Origin of the sequence: Vagococcus proximus (genome assembly GCF_029143285.1) — a bacterium.
In the GTDB taxonomy this organism is placed as follows: domain Bacteria; phylum Bacillota; class Bacilli; order Lactobacillales; family Vagococcaceae; genus Vagococcus_D; species Vagococcus_D proximus.
Genome location: NZ_JAPDSH010000004.1, coordinates 90,423 through 109,148 on the forward strand (window position 1 = coordinate 90,423; position 18,726 = coordinate 109,148).

At 36.3% G+C, this 18,726-nt stretch carries 20 protein-coding genes and 1 riboswitch; of the genes, 19 read left to right on the top strand and 1 reads right to left on the bottom strand.

Annotation, left to right across the window (positions count from 1 at the left end; genetic code table 11):
* Positions 1–9 precede the first annotated feature (9 nt).
* The 6 genes from xerD to OL233_RS06600 all read left to right on the top strand — a co-directional run bounded on the left by xerD (position 10) and on the right by OL233_RS06600 (position 4,770).
* Positions 10–909, top strand: a complete 900-nt coding sequence (gene xerD / locus OL233_RS06575; RefSeq protein WP_275471541.1) for a site-specific tyrosine recombinase XerD — start codon at positions 10–12, stop codon at positions 907–909.
* A gap of 66 nt (positions 910–975) precedes the next feature.
* Positions 976–1,740, top strand: coding sequence for a segregation/condensation protein A (locus OL233_RS06580; RefSeq protein ID WP_275471542.1), 765 nt, complete (start codon positions 976–978; stop codon positions 1,738–1,740).
* Positions 1,741–1,755: 15 nt separating this feature from the next.
* Entirely contained in the window at positions 1,756–2,397 is a 642-nt protein-coding gene (scpB, locus tag OL233_RS06585; RefSeq protein ID WP_275471543.1) for an SMC-Scp complex subunit ScpB, read from the top strand.
* The gene (locus OL233_RS06590; RefSeq protein WP_275471544.1) at positions 2,398–3,114 is read left to right on the top strand and encodes a pseudouridine synthase; all 717 of its coding nucleotides are present in this window, start codon (positions 2,398–2,400) and stop codon (positions 3,112–3,114) included.
* A 27-nt stretch (positions 3,115–3,141) separates the two neighbouring features.
* Positions 3,142–3,849 (top strand): response regulator transcription factor, encoded by a 708-nt coding sequence (locus OL233_RS06595; RefSeq protein WP_275471545.1) that lies wholly within the window; start codon positions 3,142–3,144, stop codon positions 3,847–3,849.
* A 92-nt stretch (positions 3,850–3,941) separates the two neighbouring features.
* Positions 3,942–4,067: riboswitch (FMN riboswitch) on the top strand.
* Positions 4,068–4,194: 127 nt separating this feature from the next.
* On the top strand, positions 4,195–4,770 hold the full coding sequence (locus tag OL233_RS06600; protein WP_275471546.1) for an ECF transporter S component: 576 nt from the start codon (positions 4,195–4,197) through the stop codon (positions 4,768–4,770).
* A gap of 46 nt (positions 4,771–4,816) precedes the next feature.
* Here OL233_RS06600 and OL233_RS06605 read toward each other — a convergent pair whose 3' ends face one another.
* On the bottom strand, positions 4,817–5,038 hold the full coding sequence (locus tag OL233_RS06605; RefSeq protein ID WP_275471547.1) for a ferredoxin: 222 nt from the start codon (positions 5,036–5,038) through the stop codon (positions 4,817–4,819).
* A 32-nt stretch (positions 5,039–5,070) separates the two neighbouring features.
* Between OL233_RS06605 and OL233_RS06610 the strand changes: the two genes are divergently transcribed.
* The 13 genes from OL233_RS06610 (at position 5,071) to OL233_RS06670 (ending at position 18,684) form a co-directional block, all read left to right on the top strand.
* Positions 5,071–6,123 (top strand): helix-turn-helix domain-containing protein, encoded by a 1,053-nt coding sequence (locus OL233_RS06610; protein ID WP_275471548.1) that lies wholly within the window; start codon positions 5,071–5,073, stop codon positions 6,121–6,123.
* Positions 6,113–7,546 (top strand): RecQ family ATP-dependent DNA helicase, encoded by a 1,434-nt coding sequence (locus OL233_RS06615; protein ID WP_275471549.1) that lies wholly within the window; start codon positions 6,113–6,115, stop codon positions 7,544–7,546. The genes OL233_RS06610 and OL233_RS06615 overlap by 11 nt, the downstream gene beginning before the upstream one ends.
* A gap of 68 nt (positions 7,547–7,614) precedes the next feature.
* The gene (locus OL233_RS06620; protein ID WP_275471550.1) at positions 7,615–8,490 is read left to right on the top strand and encodes a LysM peptidoglycan-binding domain-containing protein; all 876 of its coding nucleotides are present in this window, start codon (positions 7,615–7,617) and stop codon (positions 8,488–8,490) included.
* A 99-nt stretch (positions 8,491–8,589) separates the two neighbouring features.
* Positions 8,590–9,270 carry a (d)CMP kinase gene (cmk, locus tag OL233_RS06625; protein ID WP_275471551.1) on the top strand — a complete coding sequence of 227 codons (681 nt, stop codon included), beginning with the start codon at positions 8,590–8,592 and terminating at the stop codon, positions 9,268–9,270.
* A gap of 74 nt (positions 9,271–9,344) precedes the next feature.
* Entirely contained in the window at positions 9,345–10,553 is a 1,209-nt protein-coding gene (rpsA, locus tag OL233_RS06630) for a 30S ribosomal protein S1 (RefSeq protein WP_275471552.1), read from the top strand.
* A 162-nt stretch (positions 10,554–10,715) separates the two neighbouring features.
* The gene (gene der, locus OL233_RS06635; protein WP_275471553.1) at positions 10,716–12,026 is read left to right on the top strand and encodes a ribosome biogenesis GTPase Der; all 1,311 of its coding nucleotides are present in this window, start codon (positions 10,716–10,718) and stop codon (positions 12,024–12,026) included.
* Between the two features lie 244 nt (positions 12,027–12,270).
* Positions 12,271–12,546, top strand: a complete 276-nt coding sequence (locus OL233_RS06640) for an HU family DNA-binding protein (protein ID WP_126830198.1) — start codon at positions 12,271–12,273, stop codon at positions 12,544–12,546.
* A gap of 170 nt (positions 12,547–12,716) precedes the next feature.
* Entirely contained in the window at positions 12,717–13,955 is a 1,239-nt protein-coding gene (locus OL233_RS06645) for a tetratricopeptide repeat protein (protein WP_275471554.1), read from the top strand.
* A gap of 9 nt (positions 13,956–13,964) precedes the next feature.
* Entirely contained in the window at positions 13,965–14,498 is a 534-nt protein-coding gene (locus tag OL233_RS06650) for a YpiB family protein (protein ID WP_275471555.1), read from the top strand.
* A gap of 23 nt (positions 14,499–14,521) precedes the next feature.
* Complete coding sequence (locus OL233_RS06655; RefSeq protein WP_275471556.1) at positions 14,522–15,724, top strand: CCA tRNA nucleotidyltransferase; 1,203 nt, start codon at positions 14,522–14,524, stop codon at positions 15,722–15,724.
* Between the two features lie 27 nt (positions 15,725–15,751).
* The gene (locus OL233_RS06660; RefSeq protein ID WP_437184410.1) at positions 15,752–16,111 is read left to right on the top strand and encodes a thioesterase family protein; all 360 of its coding nucleotides are present in this window, start codon (positions 15,752–15,754) and stop codon (positions 16,109–16,111) included.
* 108 nt (positions 16,112–16,219) lie between these two features.
* Positions 16,220–16,678 (top strand): hypothetical protein, encoded by a 459-nt coding sequence (locus OL233_RS06665; RefSeq protein WP_275471558.1) that lies wholly within the window; start codon positions 16,220–16,222, stop codon positions 16,676–16,678.
* Positions 16,679–16,800: 122 nt separating this feature from the next.
* Positions 16,801–18,684: an ABC-F family ATP-binding cassette domain-containing protein gene (locus OL233_RS06670; protein ID WP_275471559.1), complete on the top strand. Its 1,884-nt coding sequence runs from the start codon at positions 16,801–16,803 to the stop codon at positions 18,682–18,684.
* Positions 18,685–18,726 lie beyond the last annotated feature (42 nt).

Below are 18,726 nucleotides of genomic sequence, written 5' to 3' on the forward strand. Positions count from 1 at the left end.
TGTCCAGTTATGCAAAAAAGAGAAGATGATTTAAAAGATTATAGTCATTATTTAAAGGTAGAGCGAGGTCTATCTGAAAATACTATTGTTAGTTATGAACGAGATTTAAAGCGATACATGTTATTTTTAGACAATCAAGCGATTGGGAGTTGGGACGAGCTTGATCGCTATGTTATTTTGACTTTTCTAAGAGAATTGACGGATGAAAAGAAATCAGCTGCATCAATTACACGTATGATTTCAAGTTTAAGAAAGTTTCATCAATTTTTAAAGCAAGAGCGTTATACGGATGTTGACCCTATGCAACACATTGAAACGCCTAAAAAAGCTCAAAAATTACCGAAAGCTCTTTCTCAAGATGAGATTGTCCGCTTGCTTGAAGCCCCAGATACGACAGATAAGTTCGGGATTAGAGACAGAGCCATTTTAGAGGTGATGTATGCTACAGGGCTACGTGTGTCTGAATTGATTGGGCTAAAAATGTCTGATTTGCATTTATCATTAGGGTTAATCCAAACAATCGGTAAGGGTGATAAGGAGAGAATTATTCCATTAGGTGATATCGCCATCCAGTGGATAGAAATCTATCTAGAAAGAAGTCGACCTAAACTGAGTCGACCGGGACAGAGTGACCCGCATTTATTTTTGAATCATCATGGTAAAGGGTTTACTAGGCAAGGGATATGGAAAAATCTGGCGAAGCATGTTAAGACTGCGGGTATTGATAAGGAGGTAACGCCTCATACGTTACGCCATAGTTTCGCCACTCATTTACTTGAAAATGGAGCTGATTTGCGAATCGTTCAAGAATTACTAGGTCATTCTGATGTTTCGACAACCCAAATTTATACCCACATTAGCAAGCAAAGGCTTGCTGATGTTTATAATGATTATTTTCCAAGAGCTTAGTACCATAACCCAGTGACTTTCGCTCGTTAAATATGCTATAATATACAATTGCGAAGGAGTCGAGCCATGGAGAAATTAAATGTTAAACTAGATGTTTTTGAAGGACCATTAGATTTACTTCTACATCTAATTAAAACGCTAGAAATTGATATTTATGATATACCAATAGCAGATATAACAGTCCAGTATATGGAGTATATTCGGACGATGAAATTATTACAATTAGAGGTGGCCGGTGATTTTATCGTTATGGCGGCGACGCTTATGTCGATTAAGAGTAAGATGTTACTACCTAAACAAGAACTTCAGATGGATGATGACAGTGAGTACGAAGAGGAAGAAGATGACCCTCGTGCTGACTTAGTTGCTCAATTGCTGGAGTACCGAAAATATAAATATGCGGCAACCGTTTTACATGAATTGGAAGAAGAACGTGGTCAATATTATACGAAAGAGCCATCAAATTTAGAAGAATTCCAAGAAGAAATCGTTCCTCTAGAGACTGGTAAGGTTAATACGATTGATTTATTCCTAGCGTTTCATGAAGTGTTAGAACGTAAAAAACGTTTAACACCAATGGAAACAACGATTGTTCATGATACAACGACGATTGAAGATAAAATGACGCATATTCGTATGATTGTTGAAGGTGTTGAAGGAACAGATGGGATTGCGTTTAATTGCTTGTTCCAAGATTATTCTAAAAGTGAAATTGTAACAACGTTTATGGCATTACTTGAGCTGATTAAAGGCTGCCATATCTTAGCAAAACAGGAAAATAATTATGAGCCCATTATGTTGTACCGACATCATGATCTTGTGATGGAATAGAGTAGGAGTTTATGTATGGAATTAGAAAGTAAAATAGAAGCGTTATTGTTTGTAGCAGGAGATGAAGGGATTTCTTTAGAAGAGATGTCAGGTTTATTAAAAGAACCAACTGCTATTGTGTTTAAGGCGATTGAAAAATTAAAACAACATCTTTTAGAGTCGGAATTATCAGCTCTTCATATTTTAGAAGCAGGTAATCAATTTATTTTAACGACAAAAAAAGAGTTTGCTGATGTGATTAAAGATTATGCGCAATCACCGCTTTCTAATACACTGTCCCAAGCAGCGTTGGAAACTCTTTCGATTATTGCTTATAAACAACCTATTACTAGAAGTGAAATTGATGAAATTCGGGGTGTTCAAACATCAGGAGCCGTTCAAAAGTTAGTTGTTCGCCAACTAATTAAAGAAGTTGGTCGTGTTGAGGGGCCGGGGCGTGCTATCCTGTATGGAACAACGGATTATTTTATGAATTACTTTGGATTAGAAGATCTTTCAGAGTTACCGTCGATTTCAGAGATGGAAAATGAAATTGAAAAAGAATTGCCAACAGATCTATTTTTTGCTAACTTTCAAGAGGAGTTAGGTTTGGGTGGATTAGAAGAAACTAAAAATAATGATGAGACGACAAGTCTCACAGAGGAGATTGACGACTAAATGGAAAGACTACAAAAAGTTATCGCACAAAGCGGTGTGGCTTCAAGACGTAAAGCAGAAGAATTAATCCGTGAAGGACACGTACATGTTAATGGTAAACGTGTGACAGAGATGGGTGTTAAAGTAAACGGAAATGATATTATCGAAGTACAAGGGGTACCACTTTATCAAGAAGATTATGTTTATTTCTTATTATATAAACCAAGAGGTGTTATTTCAGCAGTATCAGATGATAAAGGTCGTAAAGTTGTAACTGATTTTTTACCTGGTGTTTCAGAGCGTATCTACCCAGTAGGTCGTTTAGATTATGATACGTCAGGTTTGTTATTATTAACAAATGATGGTGATTTTGCTAACAAATTAACCCATCCGAAGCATGAAGTTGATAAAACATATATTGCTAAAGTGAAAGGCGTGCCTTTCCCACAAGATTTAAAACCACTTGCACATGGCGTTAAAATTGAGGGTCGTAAAACGGCACCTGCTAAGTACCGTATTATTTCAACTGATAATGTGAAACAAACAGCGATTGTTGAATTAGTTATCCATGAAGGACGTAACCATCAAGTTAAAAAAATGCTTGAAGCAGTAGGTTATCCTGTTACGAAACTTAAACGTGAATTATATGGTGATTTAAATCTACATGGTATGAAGCCGGGTCAATACCGAGCGCTAAGTAAACGCGAAGTGAAAGCCTTAGTAGAGCTATCAAAATAAAATGAGTGATCCAGTGGGGGACGTTGTATGAAAACTCGTAAGTATCGCATTTTAATAGTAACATCAGAAGATAGAATCGCACTTAAATTAAAAGAAGCTTTAGAGTTGAAAAATTGGACTGTCGTTGTTGCCCCTACCTACAACGATGGTTTATTTTTATTCCGTGAAAGTGAAATTGATCTTGTTGTGGCAGATAGTCAGTTGGATCAGGGAGATAATTTATCATTTTTAAAGGAAATTAGAGCACTCTCCTGTGTGCCAGTTGTTACTGTGACGAATGGTGATACAAGTAGAACGGTAATTGAGGCTTTTTCCTTAGGAGCTGACGAGGTAATCGAGAGACCGTATCATTATGACGAGGCAGTATGTAGGGTTGAGCGCTTATTTCGTTATTATTATGAAAACTCACCTTTTTATGAAACGACAGGGACTTTTAAAGCGCCAGGACTTGTTGTCGATTTTGCTCAAGAATGTGTTACCGTTGAAAATAAACAAGTTGAGTTGACCCATTTAGAGTACAAGCTTCTTATTTATTTGATACAGCACCAAGAGCAGGTTGTGGCACGCACGGAACTATTAGAAGAGGTATGGGGGTACGATAAATTTGGATCGAATCGAACAGTAGATAACGTGATTCAAAAACTTAGGAAAAAATTAGGGGAGTATTCAGAGGATGTCGCAGGGTTTATCAAAACAGAATGGCGTCGTGGTTACCGTTTTAAAGTAACGAATTAAAAAGATTGTGATTTTTTTAATTTAAAGAGGTATTTCGATTGAATTTTATCCGTTATTTGTTATAATATAGTGGAACATAAAAATATTTTAAGGTTCGTCTTCAGGGCAGGGTGTAATTCCCGACCGGTGGTATAGTCCACGACCTGTTACCCTTTGGTAATGGCTGAATTGGTGAGATTCCAATACCGACAGTAAAGTCTGGATAAGAGAAGATAGAGCTTATTTGATGATAACCTCAGATAAGACTATGCTATTTTCTGCCCTCATGTAGAAAATAGCTTTTTTGTTGCATTGAGAAGTGTCATCGAGTAGTTTGCCTGAGATGGGTCCTTGTAGGAGGATGACATGAACAGAAGTAAGACTCAAAAGATGGTAGGGGTAGCCATGCTAGGGGCAGTAGGATTCGTTTTAATGATCCCTGTATTTCCAATTATCCCAGGATTTCCATTCATGCAAGTGGATTTTAGTGAAATTCCTATTTTAATTAGTACCTATTTATTTGGACCACTTGCCGGAGTGCTCACAGCATTTATCAGATCTGTATTGCACTACATTTTAACGGGTGGGGATTTATCTAAATTAATAGGAGATGCTACAAGTTTTGTTGCAGCGTTGACCTTTGTATTGCCGGTTTATTATTTTACTAAAAATAGACAGACGAAAAGAAGCTTAATTATTGGGTTCTTTATCAGTACGATTTTCATGACTGCGGCGATGAGTGTTGTTAATTATTTTGTAGCACTACCATTGTATTTCAAAGTCTTAAGTTTTGATGTGGGGATGCCTTATGCTAAATACGTTTTAATAGGTGTTGTTCCATTTAACTTGATAAAAGGAGCGTTGGTTAGTACAGTATTCTTAATGATCCATGCTAAACTTTTACCATGGCTACAAAAGAAAACTAAAGTCAAACGTTCATAAGAAAAAGCCGAAACTCTGACTAAAGAGTTTCGGCTTTTTTCTTGTTTTATTTTTGTTTTTCAATGATAATAGCACGTGTCGGGCATTCTTTATAAGCTGCCATAGCGTCGTGTCCTGTCAAATTTTCGGCTTCTAATTCTAATGATAACGTGTTAGGGTTGTCTTTGAACAATACAATACCATTATCTGTATAATCAAAAATAGTTGGAGCGAGGACTTGGCAAAGCCCACAAGCAATACATTTTTCTGGAACGATAGATAGTTTCAAATTAAGTCACACTCCTAAGTGAGGTATAAAATATGAATACATTAATTTTAGCGTTATTTAAGTCAGGTGACAAGCTCAAACTTTCAAGTGTCTGTCATTTGCTGAATGGTAAGCGTACAGCTTCTGTTTTGACATTTGGTTTTTTTCAGGACAGCCTGTCATTTTTTGGTTTATTTCCTACTATGACTATAGAATTTTTAGAGAAAAGTTGCCTACAACTTAGTTCGAAGGGATTACTGACTAGAGAGAGTGATCGCTTTGTTATAACAGAGAAAGGGCTAACTTTTTTTTATGACAAGGAAGCTTGTTTAGATAGTAAGTTTGATGGCGTGACCCATAGTCGGACGGCTCAGGTTTTTTTTGAGCTTTTGTTGTTTGCAACTCAAGTTGTATCAAACGCCTCTTATAAGGAGAGTAACTATATTCCGATAGATTCTAATAATTTCCATCATTATCAAGTCAAGAGATGGTACGCAAAAAATAAAGTTAGCTCTTCTTTTGTTGTTGATTTCTATGAAGAGTGGGAGCGGTTAGTTTTGACACTTCCAGAGGAAAAAAGAAGTGGTCTCGTGGCGATGTTATCAGGTTTTACACAAGTGGGTCAGACGTTTGACCAAGTTTTTTATCAAAAAGAACAGTATCGAAATAAATTAGAAAACTATTTAGCTAAAATATCGTTGCAACATTCGCTTATAAAAGAAGTCGCTCAGATTGATAAGGAATACCCTTTGTTTAAGTCGTTGTACGACATTTTACTGGAAACTGCTGGGAATCATAGCGCGTCAGAAACGTATCGATTGTCAAAAGAAGGGAATGCTATTGACGCTATTAAGTCCAAGCGCAAGTTGAAAGAAAGTACAGTTGTGGATCATATAATTGAAGGTCTTATTTTAGATGACGAACCGGATTATTCGCTCTATTTGCCAGCTGATTCAAAGCGCTATTTTGAACAATACTTACAAAAGAATTCCGATTTTCAAAAATGGCGTTTTCGAGAGGTAGTAGCTAACAAGGAGCATTCGTTTTTATCATTTAGAACGTACCAAATTATGAAAGAAAAGGAGAGGCGTTCTCATGCGAACTAAAGAAGAGCTGCTAACTAAGATTTATGGTTTTTCAGAGTTTAAATCAGGCCAAGCTGAGGTGATTGACTCTGTAATGGAAACAGGTCAAACGCTTGGCATACTTCCTACGGCAACAGGGAAAAGCTTGTGCTACCAACTGGCTGGCTATATGACTTCTGGGACGGTACTGGTAGTATCTCCATTACTATCTTTAATGGAAGATCAAGTCAGGCAATTACAAGCACTGAAAGAAAAGCGAGTTGTAGCTCTCAATAGTCAGCTGTCTATGTCGGACAAACAATGGGTGCTATCTCATTTATCGGATTATAAATTTATTTTCATTAGCCCTGAGACGCTACTGCAACCCGTTGTTCTTAAGCGGTTGATGCAATTAGAAATAGGGTTGTTTGTAGTTGATGAAGCACATTGTATTATTGAATGGGGCATTGATTTCAGACCGGAATATGAAAAATTACTCGATGTTTATCGTGATTTAAATGCCAGACGCTTACTTGCTTTGACAGCTACTGCAACATTAGAGGCTGAGCGAGAAATTAAAGCTAAACTTTTTCCCTCAGAACCTGATGTTATTAGACGGTCGGTGGATAGAGAAAATATTTCTTACTATGTAGAGGAAACAGAAGATAAATATAACAGGCTGAAAGAGCTAATTGGAAAGATGAAGGGGCCGGGAATTATTTATTTTTCAAGTAAAAAACAAGCTGAAGTTGTCTCTAAGCAATTGGAATCCGATTTATCTGAGTCAGTGACATTTTATCACGCTGATTTAACGCAACAAGAAAGAAGTCTTATTCAAACGCAATATATTAAAGGGCAAATTAGAATACTGTGTGCTACAAATGCATTTGGTATGGGAATAAATAAAAAAGATGTTCGCTTTGTTATTCATTACCATTTGCCATCGAGTTTAGAAGCCTACCTTCAAGAGTCAGGTCGGTCAGGTCGAGACGGGGAAGACAGTGTCTCAATTATTCTGTATCAAAAAGGTGATGAACGGATTCATTATTTTTTGCAAGAGGCACTGATTGAAGAAGTTGAGTATTTTAAAACGTTCGTTTCGTTTTCTGAAAAAAAGCAGAAAGATAGTCTTTCTTTATTAAGTGAGTTACAATTAAAATGGCTAGAAAATGACACTCATCAGAGTGAGAATCGGGATCAATTGTTTGGGAAATTAGAGGATAGAATAAAAGAAAAAAGTGAGAATATTGAAAGTGTCTTACGTTATTTAAAAGACACAAATTGTAGAAGGGTACATCTACTCCGATATTTTGGTGAAAAAAAGTCTAAAAAAACAACGTTTTGTTGCGATAACTGTGATGGATATGGTAAAATAACTAATGATGAGACTTTAGTGTCCGTTTATAAAAATACTAAAGAGTCCTCATGGGAAGAAATGTTAAAGAATTTATTTAATTTTGGTTAAGAATGGCACAATTATAAAATTGTGTGATAAAATATAACAGATTAAGAAATATCAAGGAGGAACAAATCGTGGCAGATAATAAAAATAATGAACCATGGGAACAACCTATTTTTGAAGATGAGCAAGGCGAAAAGCAGGAGGAGCCGTCATCACGTTCTCAAAAACGTAGCAAAAAGAAAGGTGATAGCGTCTTTATCACAGTATTAGTATTATTACTTTTAGCTATTGCGGGGTTACTCGTTTATATGTTTAGTATGTCAAGTAAACAATCTCTTGAACCGAATGATGGTCCAGTAATTGTTAATGGAGACAAAACATCAAAAGATAAAGATAAAATAAAAAAAGAAGCCAAAGAAAAAGCTGAAGAAGCTAAAGCTAAGGCAGCTAAAGAAAAAGCGGCAGCAGAAAAAGCTAAAGCAGAGAAAGAAAAGGCTGAAAAAGAAAAAGCAGCTGAAAAAGCTGAAGCAGATAAAGAAAAAGCAGCAGCTGAAAAGGCAGAAAAAGAAGCAGCTAAAGAGGCAGAACAAGCAGAAAAAGAAGCCGAGAAAGCAGCTGAAAAAGCAGCTAAAGAAGCTGAAAAGGCAGAAAAAGAAGCAGCTAAAACTGAAAATGATGGCGAAAATGGTAATGAGTCACAAGACGGAGAAAAAAACCAAGATCCATCAAACAATCTAGATAATCAAAACAGTGAGACTGGTGACCAATTAAATCCAGATGGTACACCTAAGGATCCTAATGCAACACAAAATGATCCGAACGAAACTACAAACGACGGACAAGCTAACGATCAAAACCAAGGTGGCGGTAGTGCTGTGACGATTCAGGGTGGAGAAACATTGTATTCACTTGCAGCAGCGCACGGCATGACAGTTGATGAAGTTATGGCGTTGAACGGTATGGGTTCTCCAGATTTACATGTTGGACAAGTTATCAACTTTAATTAAAAGTAAAAAAGAAGTTACCTAATGGTAACTTCTTTTTTTTTGGCGTGGAAAATGATATGATTAAAAACGATGTATGATGAATTAAAAAGGGGTAATGAGATGACTAAAATTAGTATTGCTATTGATGGTCCTGCTTCAGCAGGGAAAAGTACAGTTGCAAAAATATTAGCAAAGGATTTAGGATATATTTATTTAGATACAGGAGCGATGTATCGTGCGATAACTTATGCTGCTTTAAAATCAAACTGTGATTTAGCGAGTGAAGAAGCTATTGCTAAATTATTACCAACTACAACGATTTCGTTCAAGCAGACTGAACAAGGTCAATTAGTATTTATAAATGATGAAGACGTAACGGAAGCAATCAGAAAGCCAGATGTTACGAATGCAGTCTCTCAAGTTGCGGCTCAAGCGGCAGTTAGAACGGATCTAGTAAGAAGACAACAAGCATTCGGTGAAGAAGGTGGTATCGTGATGGATGGTCGTGATATCGGGACGGCGGTTTTACCTAATGCTGAGGTTAAAATCTTTTTAGTAGCGAGTGTTATCGAACGTGCGGAACGCCGCTATAAAGAAAATATTGAGAATGGGATTGAGACGGATTTTGAAACATTAAAGAAAGAAATTGAAGATCGTGACTTTAAAGACACAACACGAAAAATTTCTCCTTTAGTACAAGCTGAAGATGCGTTGAAGATTGATACAACAGGTATGGGGATTGCAGAAGTTGTTACTGCTATCAAAGATCAAGTTACCTTAAAAATGGACAAAAAAAGATAAAATAAAAATGTAGAAATCGCTTTCTATTTAAGATACAATAAAAATAGATTATTAGTAATAGGGAGGCCGTTAGTATGTCAGAAATCAAAGAAAACCAGATTGACCAAGATGAAGCAGTGATGTTAGATGCTTTAGAAAGTTTTAAAGATGTTGAGGTTGGAGATATCGTTCAAGGTGAAGTACTTGTTTTAGAAGATAAACAGGCAATTGTTAGTATTCTAGGAACCGGTGTAGAAGGTGTCATTCCGGTTAAAGAATTAACAGCATTCCCAACAGAAGATATTTCTAGTTTAGTAAAAATCGGTGAAATACTTGATTTAGTAGTGATTACATCGATTGGTAAGGATAAAGAGAATGGAAGTTACCTACTTTCGAAACGTCGTTTAGAAGCCAAGAAAATATGGGAAGATGTGGAAGCCGCTTTTGAAGCGGATGAAGAAGTAGAAGGAACTGTTACAGATGTTGTAAAAGGTGGGTTAGTTGTTGATTTAGGTGTACGTGGTTTCGTACCAGCTTCAATGATCGACACTCATTTTGTATCTGATTTTTCAGTTTATAAAGGTCAAACATTACGCTTTAAAGTAATGGAAATTGAACCCTCAGAGAATCGTTTAATTCTTTCTCGCAAAGTATTATTAGCGAAAGAGCAAGCAGCTAAAAAAGAAGAAGTTCTTAATAGTTTAGTAGCGGGCGATATTATCAAAGGTAAAGTGGCTCGTTTAACAGATTTTGGTGTATTTGTTGACTTAGGTGGCGTAGATGGACTGGTTCATATTTCTGAACTTTCTCATTCTCATGTCTCTAAAGCGTCAGATGTACTAGAAGTTGGAGAAGAAGTAGAAGCTAAGATTTTATCAATAGATCCTGAAAAAGAACGTGTATCGTTATCTATTAAAGAAACATTAGCAGGCCCTTGGGATAATGTAGCTGAAACAATTGGAACAGACGATGTTGTGACGGGCGCTATCAAGCGTCTAACAAGCTTTGGTGCTTTTGTTGAGTTGCAACCGGGTGTTGAAGGGTTAATTCATATTTCGCAAATTTCACACAATCATGTTGTAACGCCGCATGAAGTGTTACAAGAGGGTCAAGAGGTTACAGCTAAAGTATTAGAAGTTAACCAACCTGATCGTCGTATTGCATTGAGTATTAAAGCGTTAGAAGAAAAACCTCAACAAGAAGAAGTTTTTCAAGAGGATGAGGTTGTTGATATTCCTGAAGAAGTAACGGGATTTAGTTTAGGTGATATCTTAGGTGATGCGCTAAAATCAACAGAAGACTAGGGAAATAAGAAGAGTTTGAGGGGTAACCTCAAGCTCTTTTTTTGGTCTAAAAAGGAAAAAGCGCTAAGAATTCTCATTTTAATAGGTGTAAAGACTTGTGTCGCGTGGATTGATAGGGTAAACTACTAAAGAGCTTTGGAATTATAAAGGAGGGATTGTCCTATGGCAAATCCAACAATTGCTATTGTCGGACGCCCAAATGTGGGGAAATCGACAATTTTTAACAGAATCGCTGGGGAACGTATCTCAATCGTAGAAGATACACCTGGTGTAACAAGAGACCGTTTATACGCAACTGGTGAATGGTTAGGTAGAGAATTTAGTATTATTGATACTGGTGGGATTGATTTAACGGACGAACCGTTTATGGATCAAATTAAATATCAAGCAGAAATCGCTATTGCTGAGGCAGATGTTATCATCTTGTTATCAAGCGCGCGTGAAGGTGTGACAGATGCAGATGAAATGGTTGCTAGAATGTTATATAAATCAGGTAAGCCTGTCATTTTAGCTGTCAATAAAGTCGATAATCCAGAAATGAGAACTGATGTCTTTGAGTTTTACTCATTAGGATTAGGCGATCCATATCCAGTATCAGGAAGTCATGGTATTGGTTTAGGGGATGTTTTAGACGAAGCGGTTAAACATTTTACTACAGAAGTAGAAGAAGAAGACGATGGTATTATCCGTTTCAGTTTAATCGGACGTCCCAACGTTGGAAAATCATCACTTATTAACGCAATGCTTGGTGAAGAACGTGTTATTGTATCTGACGTAGCGGGAACAACTCGCGATGCGATTGATACAGAGTTCACGTCTGCCAGTGGTCAGCCATTTATCATGATTGATACAGCAGGTATGCGTAAACGTGGTAAGGTCTATGAAACAACCGAGAAATATAGTGTGATGCGTGCCATGCGTGCTATCGAGCGTTCAGATGTTGTTTTAATGGTTATCAATGCGGAAGAGGGAATTCGCGAATACGACAAACGTATTGCTGGATTTGCTCATGAAGCAGGTAAAGGTATGGTTATCGTTGTAAATAAATGGGATACTCTTGAAAAAGAAACAAATACGATGAAAGAGTTTGAAGATGAAATTCGTAAAGAATTTAAATATCTTGATTATGCTCCGATTGTTTATGTTTCTGCTAAGACGAAACAACGTTTACATCAATTACCGGATATGATTGAAAAAGTAAGTATGAATCAAAACTTGCGTATTCCATCATCGCTTCTTAATGATGTTATCATGGATGCGGTTGCGATTAATCCGACACCGACTGATAAAGGCCGTCGTTTGAAAATTTTCTATGCAACACAAGTTGCGGTTAAACCACCGACATTTGTTGTTTTTGTAAATGAAGAAGAATTAATGCATTTTTCTTACGCACGTTTCTTAGAAAATCAAATAAGAAAAGCATTTACATTTGAAGGAACACCAATTCACATCATTGCAAGAAGACGTAAATAGCGTGAAATCGGCATTTTAACACAAACTTCTTTTATGTGCAATAAATTTAATGGGCATAAATTACATTTTATTTAAATTGTTAAAAAAGAGTGAAATACCTTGATATAAAAGGATTTCTATGCTATCTTAATTAAAGAAATATTGAGTTATTCAATACTTCTGTAGTTGATTTGGTTTTCTAGATTAATTACTTAAGATGTCTACAAATTAAACATCTATTATTTATCAGGAGGTGAAAATGAACATGGCAAACAAAGCAGAATTAATTGAAAAAGTTGCTGAAAAAGCTGACTTAACTAAAAAAGATGCTACTACTGCAGTTGACGCAGTATTTTCAACTATCCAAGATTTACTTGCTGATGGTGAAAAAGTACAATTGATCGGTTTTGGTAACTTTGAAGTACGTGATCGCGCTGCTCGTAAAGGACGTAACCCACAAACTGGTAAAGAAATCGATATCCCTGCAAGCAAAGTACCTGCATTCAAACCAGGTAAAGCATTGAAAGATGCTGTTAAATAGTTAGCAGACATAAAGCTAGTAAGTTTCGACTTACTAGCTTTTTTCGTGCTTTTTTTGTAAGAATAGCCTATACTTAAGAGTGATTTATAGTAGTGAGATTGACTCATTATTTGAGTATGAAGAGAATTTATCCTGACATAATGAGTGGATAGATAAGAGGGAGCGAAATAATGGAAACGTATAGCGAAAAAATGTTAGTTGCAATAAATGAAGGAGATAGTGTTGAGGCACAACTTCAATTCGAAAATGCTTTGAAAAATGATACACCAGAAATTCTGGCTGCATTAGGTGAGCAGTTAATGGGAGCAGGCTTTATTGATGAGGCGCAATTGATTTTTGAACAGTTGCTTGAAGAATTTCCAACAGAGTTTAGTTTATATATTCCGTTAGCGGAAATTGCTATCGAAAATGATAAAACGGATGATGCGTTTGATTATTTAGAGAAAATACCAAAATCAGATCCAAGTTATGTGGAAGCTCTAATGGTTACCGCTGATATTTATCAAGTTTTAGGCGTTCCGGAAGTAAGTATTAAAAAAATTGAGGAAGCCCAAACAATTATGCCTGATGAACCAGTATTAACATTAGCTTTGGCAGAGATTTATTTTACAATGAATCAATACGTTAAGTCTGCTAAGTTGTATGAACAACTTAGAGGGACATCAATTACAGAATCGATTAACCTAGATGAACGTATTGGAACAGCGTATGGTATGGTTGGTGAATTTGAAGAAGCCATCCCTTATTTAGAGAAAGCGAACCAAGATGACCCTACAGATGAGCGTGCTTTCCAATTGGCAATTACTTATATTCAAGTTGGTGCTCGTGACAAGGCAATTGTATTATTAGAACAGTTGCGTTTATTGAACCCGACATTTGAAGCGTTATACTTACCGTTAGCGAGTGCGTTATTAGATGAAGGTGAGCTACCTAAGGCTGAGGAAGTGATTGCAGAAGGAATTAGACAAAATCCTTATTCTGTTGATATGTTCCATTTGGCATCAGATAGTGCTTATCGTCTTGGTAAAATTCCAGATGCTGAGGAATATTTGAGACGTGCTATTCTATTAGAAGATTCAAAAGAGTTTTCTATTATGAAATTAGCGAATTTATTATTAGCGGATGAGCGCTATGAGGACGTTATTGATACGTTGTCTGAATTTAGAGAGAGTGACGAACCGCAAGCTTTCTGGACTCTTGCGCAAGCTTATAATGCGTTAGAAGAGTATTCAGAAGCAGCAGTGTTCTTTGAAAAAGCATTACCTGGTCTAAGTCATGAGGCAGATTTCTTGAAAGAATACGGATTATTCTTAAGAGAAGAAGGTCAGTTAGAGAAAGCAAAGGCGCTTCTTTCTCATTATTTAGAACATGTTCCAGATGATATGGAAGTTCACGAGCTTTTAGGTTAGGAGGAAAATATGGTTAATTTAGATGACAAGATAGCATTTTTGCATGAAGTTGCGAATGAGTATCTTTTCGGGCGTCGAGAAGTGTATTGGGTTTTAAATTATCTAGAAACACATCCGGCTATTTTGGAAAACGTTGTATTTGTAGAGCATGCTGACAAAACAACTCGTGGGTTAAAGATTATCTCTGATATAACTGAAAATGACCCTATGACCCTTTATTTATTCGATATGACATTTATCGATCCTGAACAGATTTTTCATGAAATGCGTAAAAATTGGAAAAAAGAATTGTACGTAGAGATTGTTTTGCCAAATTCAAATCAATTACCAAGTTATTTAGCAGTTTTAGAAGATAACCCTTTTAATCCTTGGAATGACACGATTTCACTAGAAGATGAGGCGAGTGTAGATGATGCAATTGAATCTGTATTGTCAGATTTTTCGAGAGAAAGCTTATTAAAGCAAATTGATGATGCTTTGGAAGTAAATGATAGTGCTCTCTTCAAGCAATTATCAGAGAGGCTAACAGAAGAATTAAATTAACCAAATAGATTGGATAAGATAGTATGAAAATAATGAAAGTACCTAAAGAATTTACCGTTGCTAAACCCGTAATGGAACAATTAGAAACTGCTGGATTTGAGGCTTATTTTGTCGGTGGAAGTGTCAGAGATCTATTACTTAATAAACCGATTCATGACGTCGATATTGCAACTAGTGCCTACCCTGAAGAAGTTAAAGGCATTTTTCCTCGGACGGTTGATGTGGGGATTGAGCACGGGACTGTACTCGTCTTACATGAAGAAGATCAGTACGAAATCACAACGTTTAGAACTGAATCAACGTATCAAGATTATCGTAGACCGGATGAAGTTACGTTTGTTAGAAGTTTAGAAGAAGATTTAAAACGTCGGGACTTTACAATTAATGCATTAGCAATGTCTCAAACAGGTGAAATAGTAGATTTGTTCTCTGGAATGAAGGATTTAGAGTCTAAATTGATTAGAGCCGTAGGCGAGGCGTCAGAGCGCTTTAATGAGGATGCCCTACGTATGATGAGAGCGGTGCGTTTTGCTAGTCAACTTGGATTTACTATTGAAGAAGAGACGTTAAAAGCAATCGAATTAAATAAGGCTTTATTAAGTAAAATCTCAATAGAACGTGTCCAAATCGAGTGGGTGAAGTTATTGTTAGGTCATGATAGAAAATTAGGTTTAGTGTCATTTATTGATACCGGATGCTATGAGTTCTGTCCAGGGTTTGCGGATAAGAAAGAGAAGTTACAACTATTATGCGATACCGCTTCGGTTCCTTTTTTAAATGAGGCGCAGGCTTGGATGTTAACTTTATGTTTTTTAGAAATTAATCCTGGTGAAGTGAAGCGTTTCTTGAAAAAATGGAAACTTTCTAATAACCTGATGAAAAGAATTACTTTAATTTTAGCAGCACTTAACTGGAGACTAGAAAACGACTGGACAAATGAGTGGTTGTTTAATGTTGGAAAAGAGAATGCTAGTCTTGTTGAACACTCCATGATTTATTTTAATCGTCCGCTTGATGTGTTAGAAACTGAAAAACGTTATGATCAATTAGTGATTAAAACGAAGCAAGATTTAGCAGTAGACGGTCAGATGTTGATAAGTGCAACTGGAAAATCAGCGGGACCTTGGTTAGGTGAGATGCTTAATGATATTCAACTTAAAGTGCTGAATGGTGACTTGTCAAATAACGAGGCTGACTTACTGGCTTATGCTTCTAAAGAGTGTTAATAATCTAATGAGATGAGGTTGGTTAGGATGAAAGAATTTAAAAAAGGTTATTTACCTAATGATAGCCATTCTGCAAAAGTGATGGGCTCCGGAACGCTAGATGTTTTGGCGACACCGGCTGTTATTGCCTTTGCAGAAAACTGTTGTGAACAGCTACTGTCACATGATTTAAGTGAAAATCAAGCCAGTGTTGGGACGTGGATTGACATGGCACATAAACGTGCCTCTAAAACTAAAAGCGAGATAGTAGTTTGTGCACATATTATCGAACAAACTCCTAAAGGTGCTAGTTTTGAATTTAAGGTAACATGTGGTGACGAACTTGTTGCAGTTGGAAAGCACAAAAGAGCGGTGATTGACATCGAGCGCTTTATGGCAAATGTATAGCGAAAAAGGTTCTTGAAATAATTTATGAATTATTTCACAAGTTTTTGTTTACAATTAAAAAGTTTGTGATATAATTAACATATAAACAAAACAAAGGAGCTAATTACAATGACAAAACAAATGACAGGCTTTAGATTCTACTTCAGAAATAACGAAACTTGGACTATTAAAAGAGAAAATATTGGGGATTTATGGATCAAACAAATCACTACTAGTTTTGGTCGTATCAATGGTGGCGAATTTGAGAAAATTAATCCATGTGAAGGGTTTAAAATTGAAATCTTTGAAGAAGCAGATCACGTACAAACAGACGACATCAACCTTGGTGGTTTAGAATTAGGGATGTTCGAACGTGCGTTAAAATATCAAGATATTGAAAAAATGAACATCATCTTTGATAATGGTGAAGAAGATTTAATCTACTTCCCGTATGAAGATAAAGGAACACCAGGTCAAGAAGGTCTTGATAATAAACACCAATCAAGCAAAATTTCAAAAGATGGTAAATTATATATCGTAATCGATCCAAAACAATCAGTTGAAGATGTTTACGGAGATAAATTCTAATAGAATATTATAAAAGGGACGGCTTAGGCTGTCTCTTTTTTTATTACAAAAAGATGTCAGTTTGCACGAGATTGTCATATCTGTTAAAATTAACTGACTAATTAAAGACAGGTGGCAGTTAAATGAAAGAATTGCGTATCGAGAATTTAACGAAAACATACGGTGAAAAAACCCTATTTGACGATATTACTTTTTCAATTCGAACGGGTGATAAAGTTGGGTTGATAGGTGTGAATGGGACAGGTAAAACAAGCTTACTTAATATTATCGCTGACAAAGATGGTGCTGACAGCGGGGAATTCAACAGACCGCAGGAGTATCATGTAGGTTACCTATCTCAGCAAACAGAGTTTGATGGTGATGTGACAGTGGCAGAAGCCGTTTTTCAAGGTGATTCACCATTACTTAGAGCGGTCCGCTCTTACGAATTAGCACTAGTTAATTTGGAAAAAGACGGCAATAGTTCTGATTATCAAGCAGCCTATACAAAAGCCGAAGAAGTCATGAATAAAGAAGATGCCTGGTTGGCAGATACTAATGCAAAAACGATTTTAACCCAGTTAGGGATTACTGAGATTTCTAAAAAAATCAGTGAACTATCTGGCGGACAAAAAAAACGTGTGGGACTTGCTCAAGTTTTGATTCAAGAACCAGATTTATTATTACTAGATGAACCAACCAACCACCTTGATTATAAAGCAATCGAATGGCTAGAGGGCTACTTAGCACATTATCATGGTGCGTTAGTTATGGTTACTCATGATCGTTATTTCTTAGATCGCGTCACGAATAGAATTTTTGAATTATCATTCGGTAAGCTGTATGAGTATAAAGGAAATTATCAGTCATACTTAGGAGCTAAAGCTGAAAGAGAAGAGACTGAAAAAGCGCAAGAGCACAAACGTAAGCAACTTTACAAACAAGAGTTAGCTTGGATGCGTGCAGGTGTGCAAGCACGTGGAACGAAACAACAAGCTCGTATTGACCGTTTTAATGACTTGAAAGGTGATTTGAATCAAGTAAATGAAAATGGGGCAGTTGATATTTCAATGGGGAGCCAGCGTTTAGGTAAAAAAGTATTAAGTATTGAAAATGGCTTTTTCGATATGAATGGTCAAACCTTATTAAATGATTTTGAATTATTGGTTCAAGGTCGTGACCGTATCGGCATTACTGGACAAAATGGGGCAGGTAAATCAACGTTGCTTAATATTTTAGCAGGACGTTTGTCTTTAAGTTCTGGAGTTTATGAAATAGGTGAGACGGTTAAATTAGCTTATTATACTCAAGAGAATGAAGATATGGACCCTAATAAACGCATGATTTCATATTTGCAAGAAGTGGCTGAGGAAGTAAGGCAAGCGGATGGTACAACAACAAGTATCGCAGATATGTTAGAACGCTTCTTGTTCCCACGCTCAAGTCATGGAACTGTGATAGGTAAGTTATCAGGTGGGGAAAAACGTAGGCTTTATTTATTAAAGCTATTGATTGCTCAGCCTAATGTCTTACTATTAGATGAACCAACTAATGATTTGGATATCGATACACTGACTGTTTTAGAAGACTATATTGCTAATTTTAGTGGAGCAGTTATAGCCGTCAGTCATGACCGTTATTTCTTAGATAAAGTGGTTGATAAATTACTTGTATTTAAAGGGCAGGGTATTATTGAGACGTATTTTGGTAACATGACACACTATTTAGAAACAGCTAAAGAAGAGAGCAAGCAAGTTGAAATAGCTAAAAAAGAAAAAGTAGAAATCACTCCTGTTACTGAGGTTAAAGAAAAGAAAAAACTAACCTACAATGAGAAAAAAGAGTGGGATACAATTGAAGAAGAAATTGAAAAATTAGAAGCTTCAATCGAATCTTTAACAGAAGAGATGAATCATCAAGGTAGCGACTTTACAGCGCTTCAAGATATTCAAAATAAAATTACCGAAGCAGAAAAGAACTTAGAAAACAAATTAGCAAGATGGGAATATTTAAGTGAATTTGTTTAAAGCGAAAAGGTGCTAAAATAATCAACATTTTGAAAGGTGAGG

What these genes read in the sequence shown, in the direction of transcription:
- xerD (WP_275471541.1), top strand. Translation starts at nt 10, where the DNA reads ATGCAAAAAAGAGAAGATGATTTAAAAGATTATAGTCATTATTTAAAG.
- OL233_RS06580 (WP_275471542.1), top strand. Translation starts at nt 976, where the DNA reads ATGGAGAAATTAAATGTTAAACTAGATGTTTTTGAAGGACCATTAGAT.
- scpB (WP_275471543.1), top strand. Translation starts at nt 1,756, where the DNA reads ATGGAATTAGAAAGTAAAATAGAAGCGTTATTGTTTGTAGCAGGAGAT.
- OL233_RS06590 (WP_275471544.1), top strand. Translation starts at nt 2,398, where the DNA reads ATGGAAAGACTACAAAAAGTTATCGCACAAAGCGGTGTGGCTTCAAGA.
- OL233_RS06595 (WP_275471545.1), top strand. Translation starts at nt 3,142, where the DNA reads ATGAAAACTCGTAAGTATCGCATTTTAATAGTAACATCAGAAGATAGA.
- OL233_RS06600 (WP_275471546.1), top strand. Translation starts at nt 4,195, where the DNA reads ATGAACAGAAGTAAGACTCAAAAGATGGTAGGGGTAGCCATGCTAGGG.
- OL233_RS06610 (WP_275471548.1), top strand. Translation starts at nt 5,071, where the DNA reads ATGAATACATTAATTTTAGCGTTATTTAAGTCAGGTGACAAGCTCAAA.
- OL233_RS06615 (WP_275471549.1), top strand. Translation starts at nt 6,113, where the DNA reads ATGCGAACTAAAGAAGAGCTGCTAACTAAGATTTATGGTTTTTCAGAG.
- cmk (WP_275471551.1), top strand. Translation starts at nt 8,590, where the DNA reads ATGACTAAAATTAGTATTGCTATTGATGGTCCTGCTTCAGCAGGGAAA.
- rpsA (WP_275471552.1), top strand. Translation starts at nt 9,345, where the DNA reads ATGTCAGAAATCAAAGAAAACCAGATTGACCAAGATGAAGCAGTGATG.
- der (WP_275471553.1), top strand. Translation starts at nt 10,716, where the DNA reads ATGGCAAATCCAACAATTGCTATTGTCGGACGCCCAAATGTGGGGAAA.
- OL233_RS06640 (WP_126830198.1), top strand. Translation starts at nt 12,271, where the DNA reads ATGGCAAACAAAGCAGAATTAATTGAAAAAGTTGCTGAAAAAGCTGAC.
- OL233_RS06645 (WP_275471554.1), top strand. Translation starts at nt 12,717, where the DNA reads ATGGAAACGTATAGCGAAAAAATGTTAGTTGCAATAAATGAAGGAGAT.
- OL233_RS06650 (WP_275471555.1), top strand. Translation starts at nt 13,965, where the DNA reads ATGGTTAATTTAGATGACAAGATAGCATTTTTGCATGAAGTTGCGAAT.
- OL233_RS06655 (WP_275471556.1), top strand. Translation starts at nt 14,522, where the DNA reads ATGAAAATAATGAAAGTACCTAAAGAATTTACCGTTGCTAAACCCGTA.
- OL233_RS06660 (WP_437184410.1), top strand. Translation starts at nt 15,752, where the DNA reads ATGAAAGAATTTAAAAAAGGTTATTTACCTAATGATAGCCATTCTGCA.
- OL233_RS06665 (WP_275471558.1), top strand. Translation starts at nt 16,220, where the DNA reads ATGACAAAACAAATGACAGGCTTTAGATTCTACTTCAGAAATAACGAA.
- OL233_RS06670 (WP_275471559.1), top strand. Translation starts at nt 16,801, where the DNA reads ATGAAAGAATTGCGTATCGAGAATTTAACGAAAACATACGGTGAAAAA.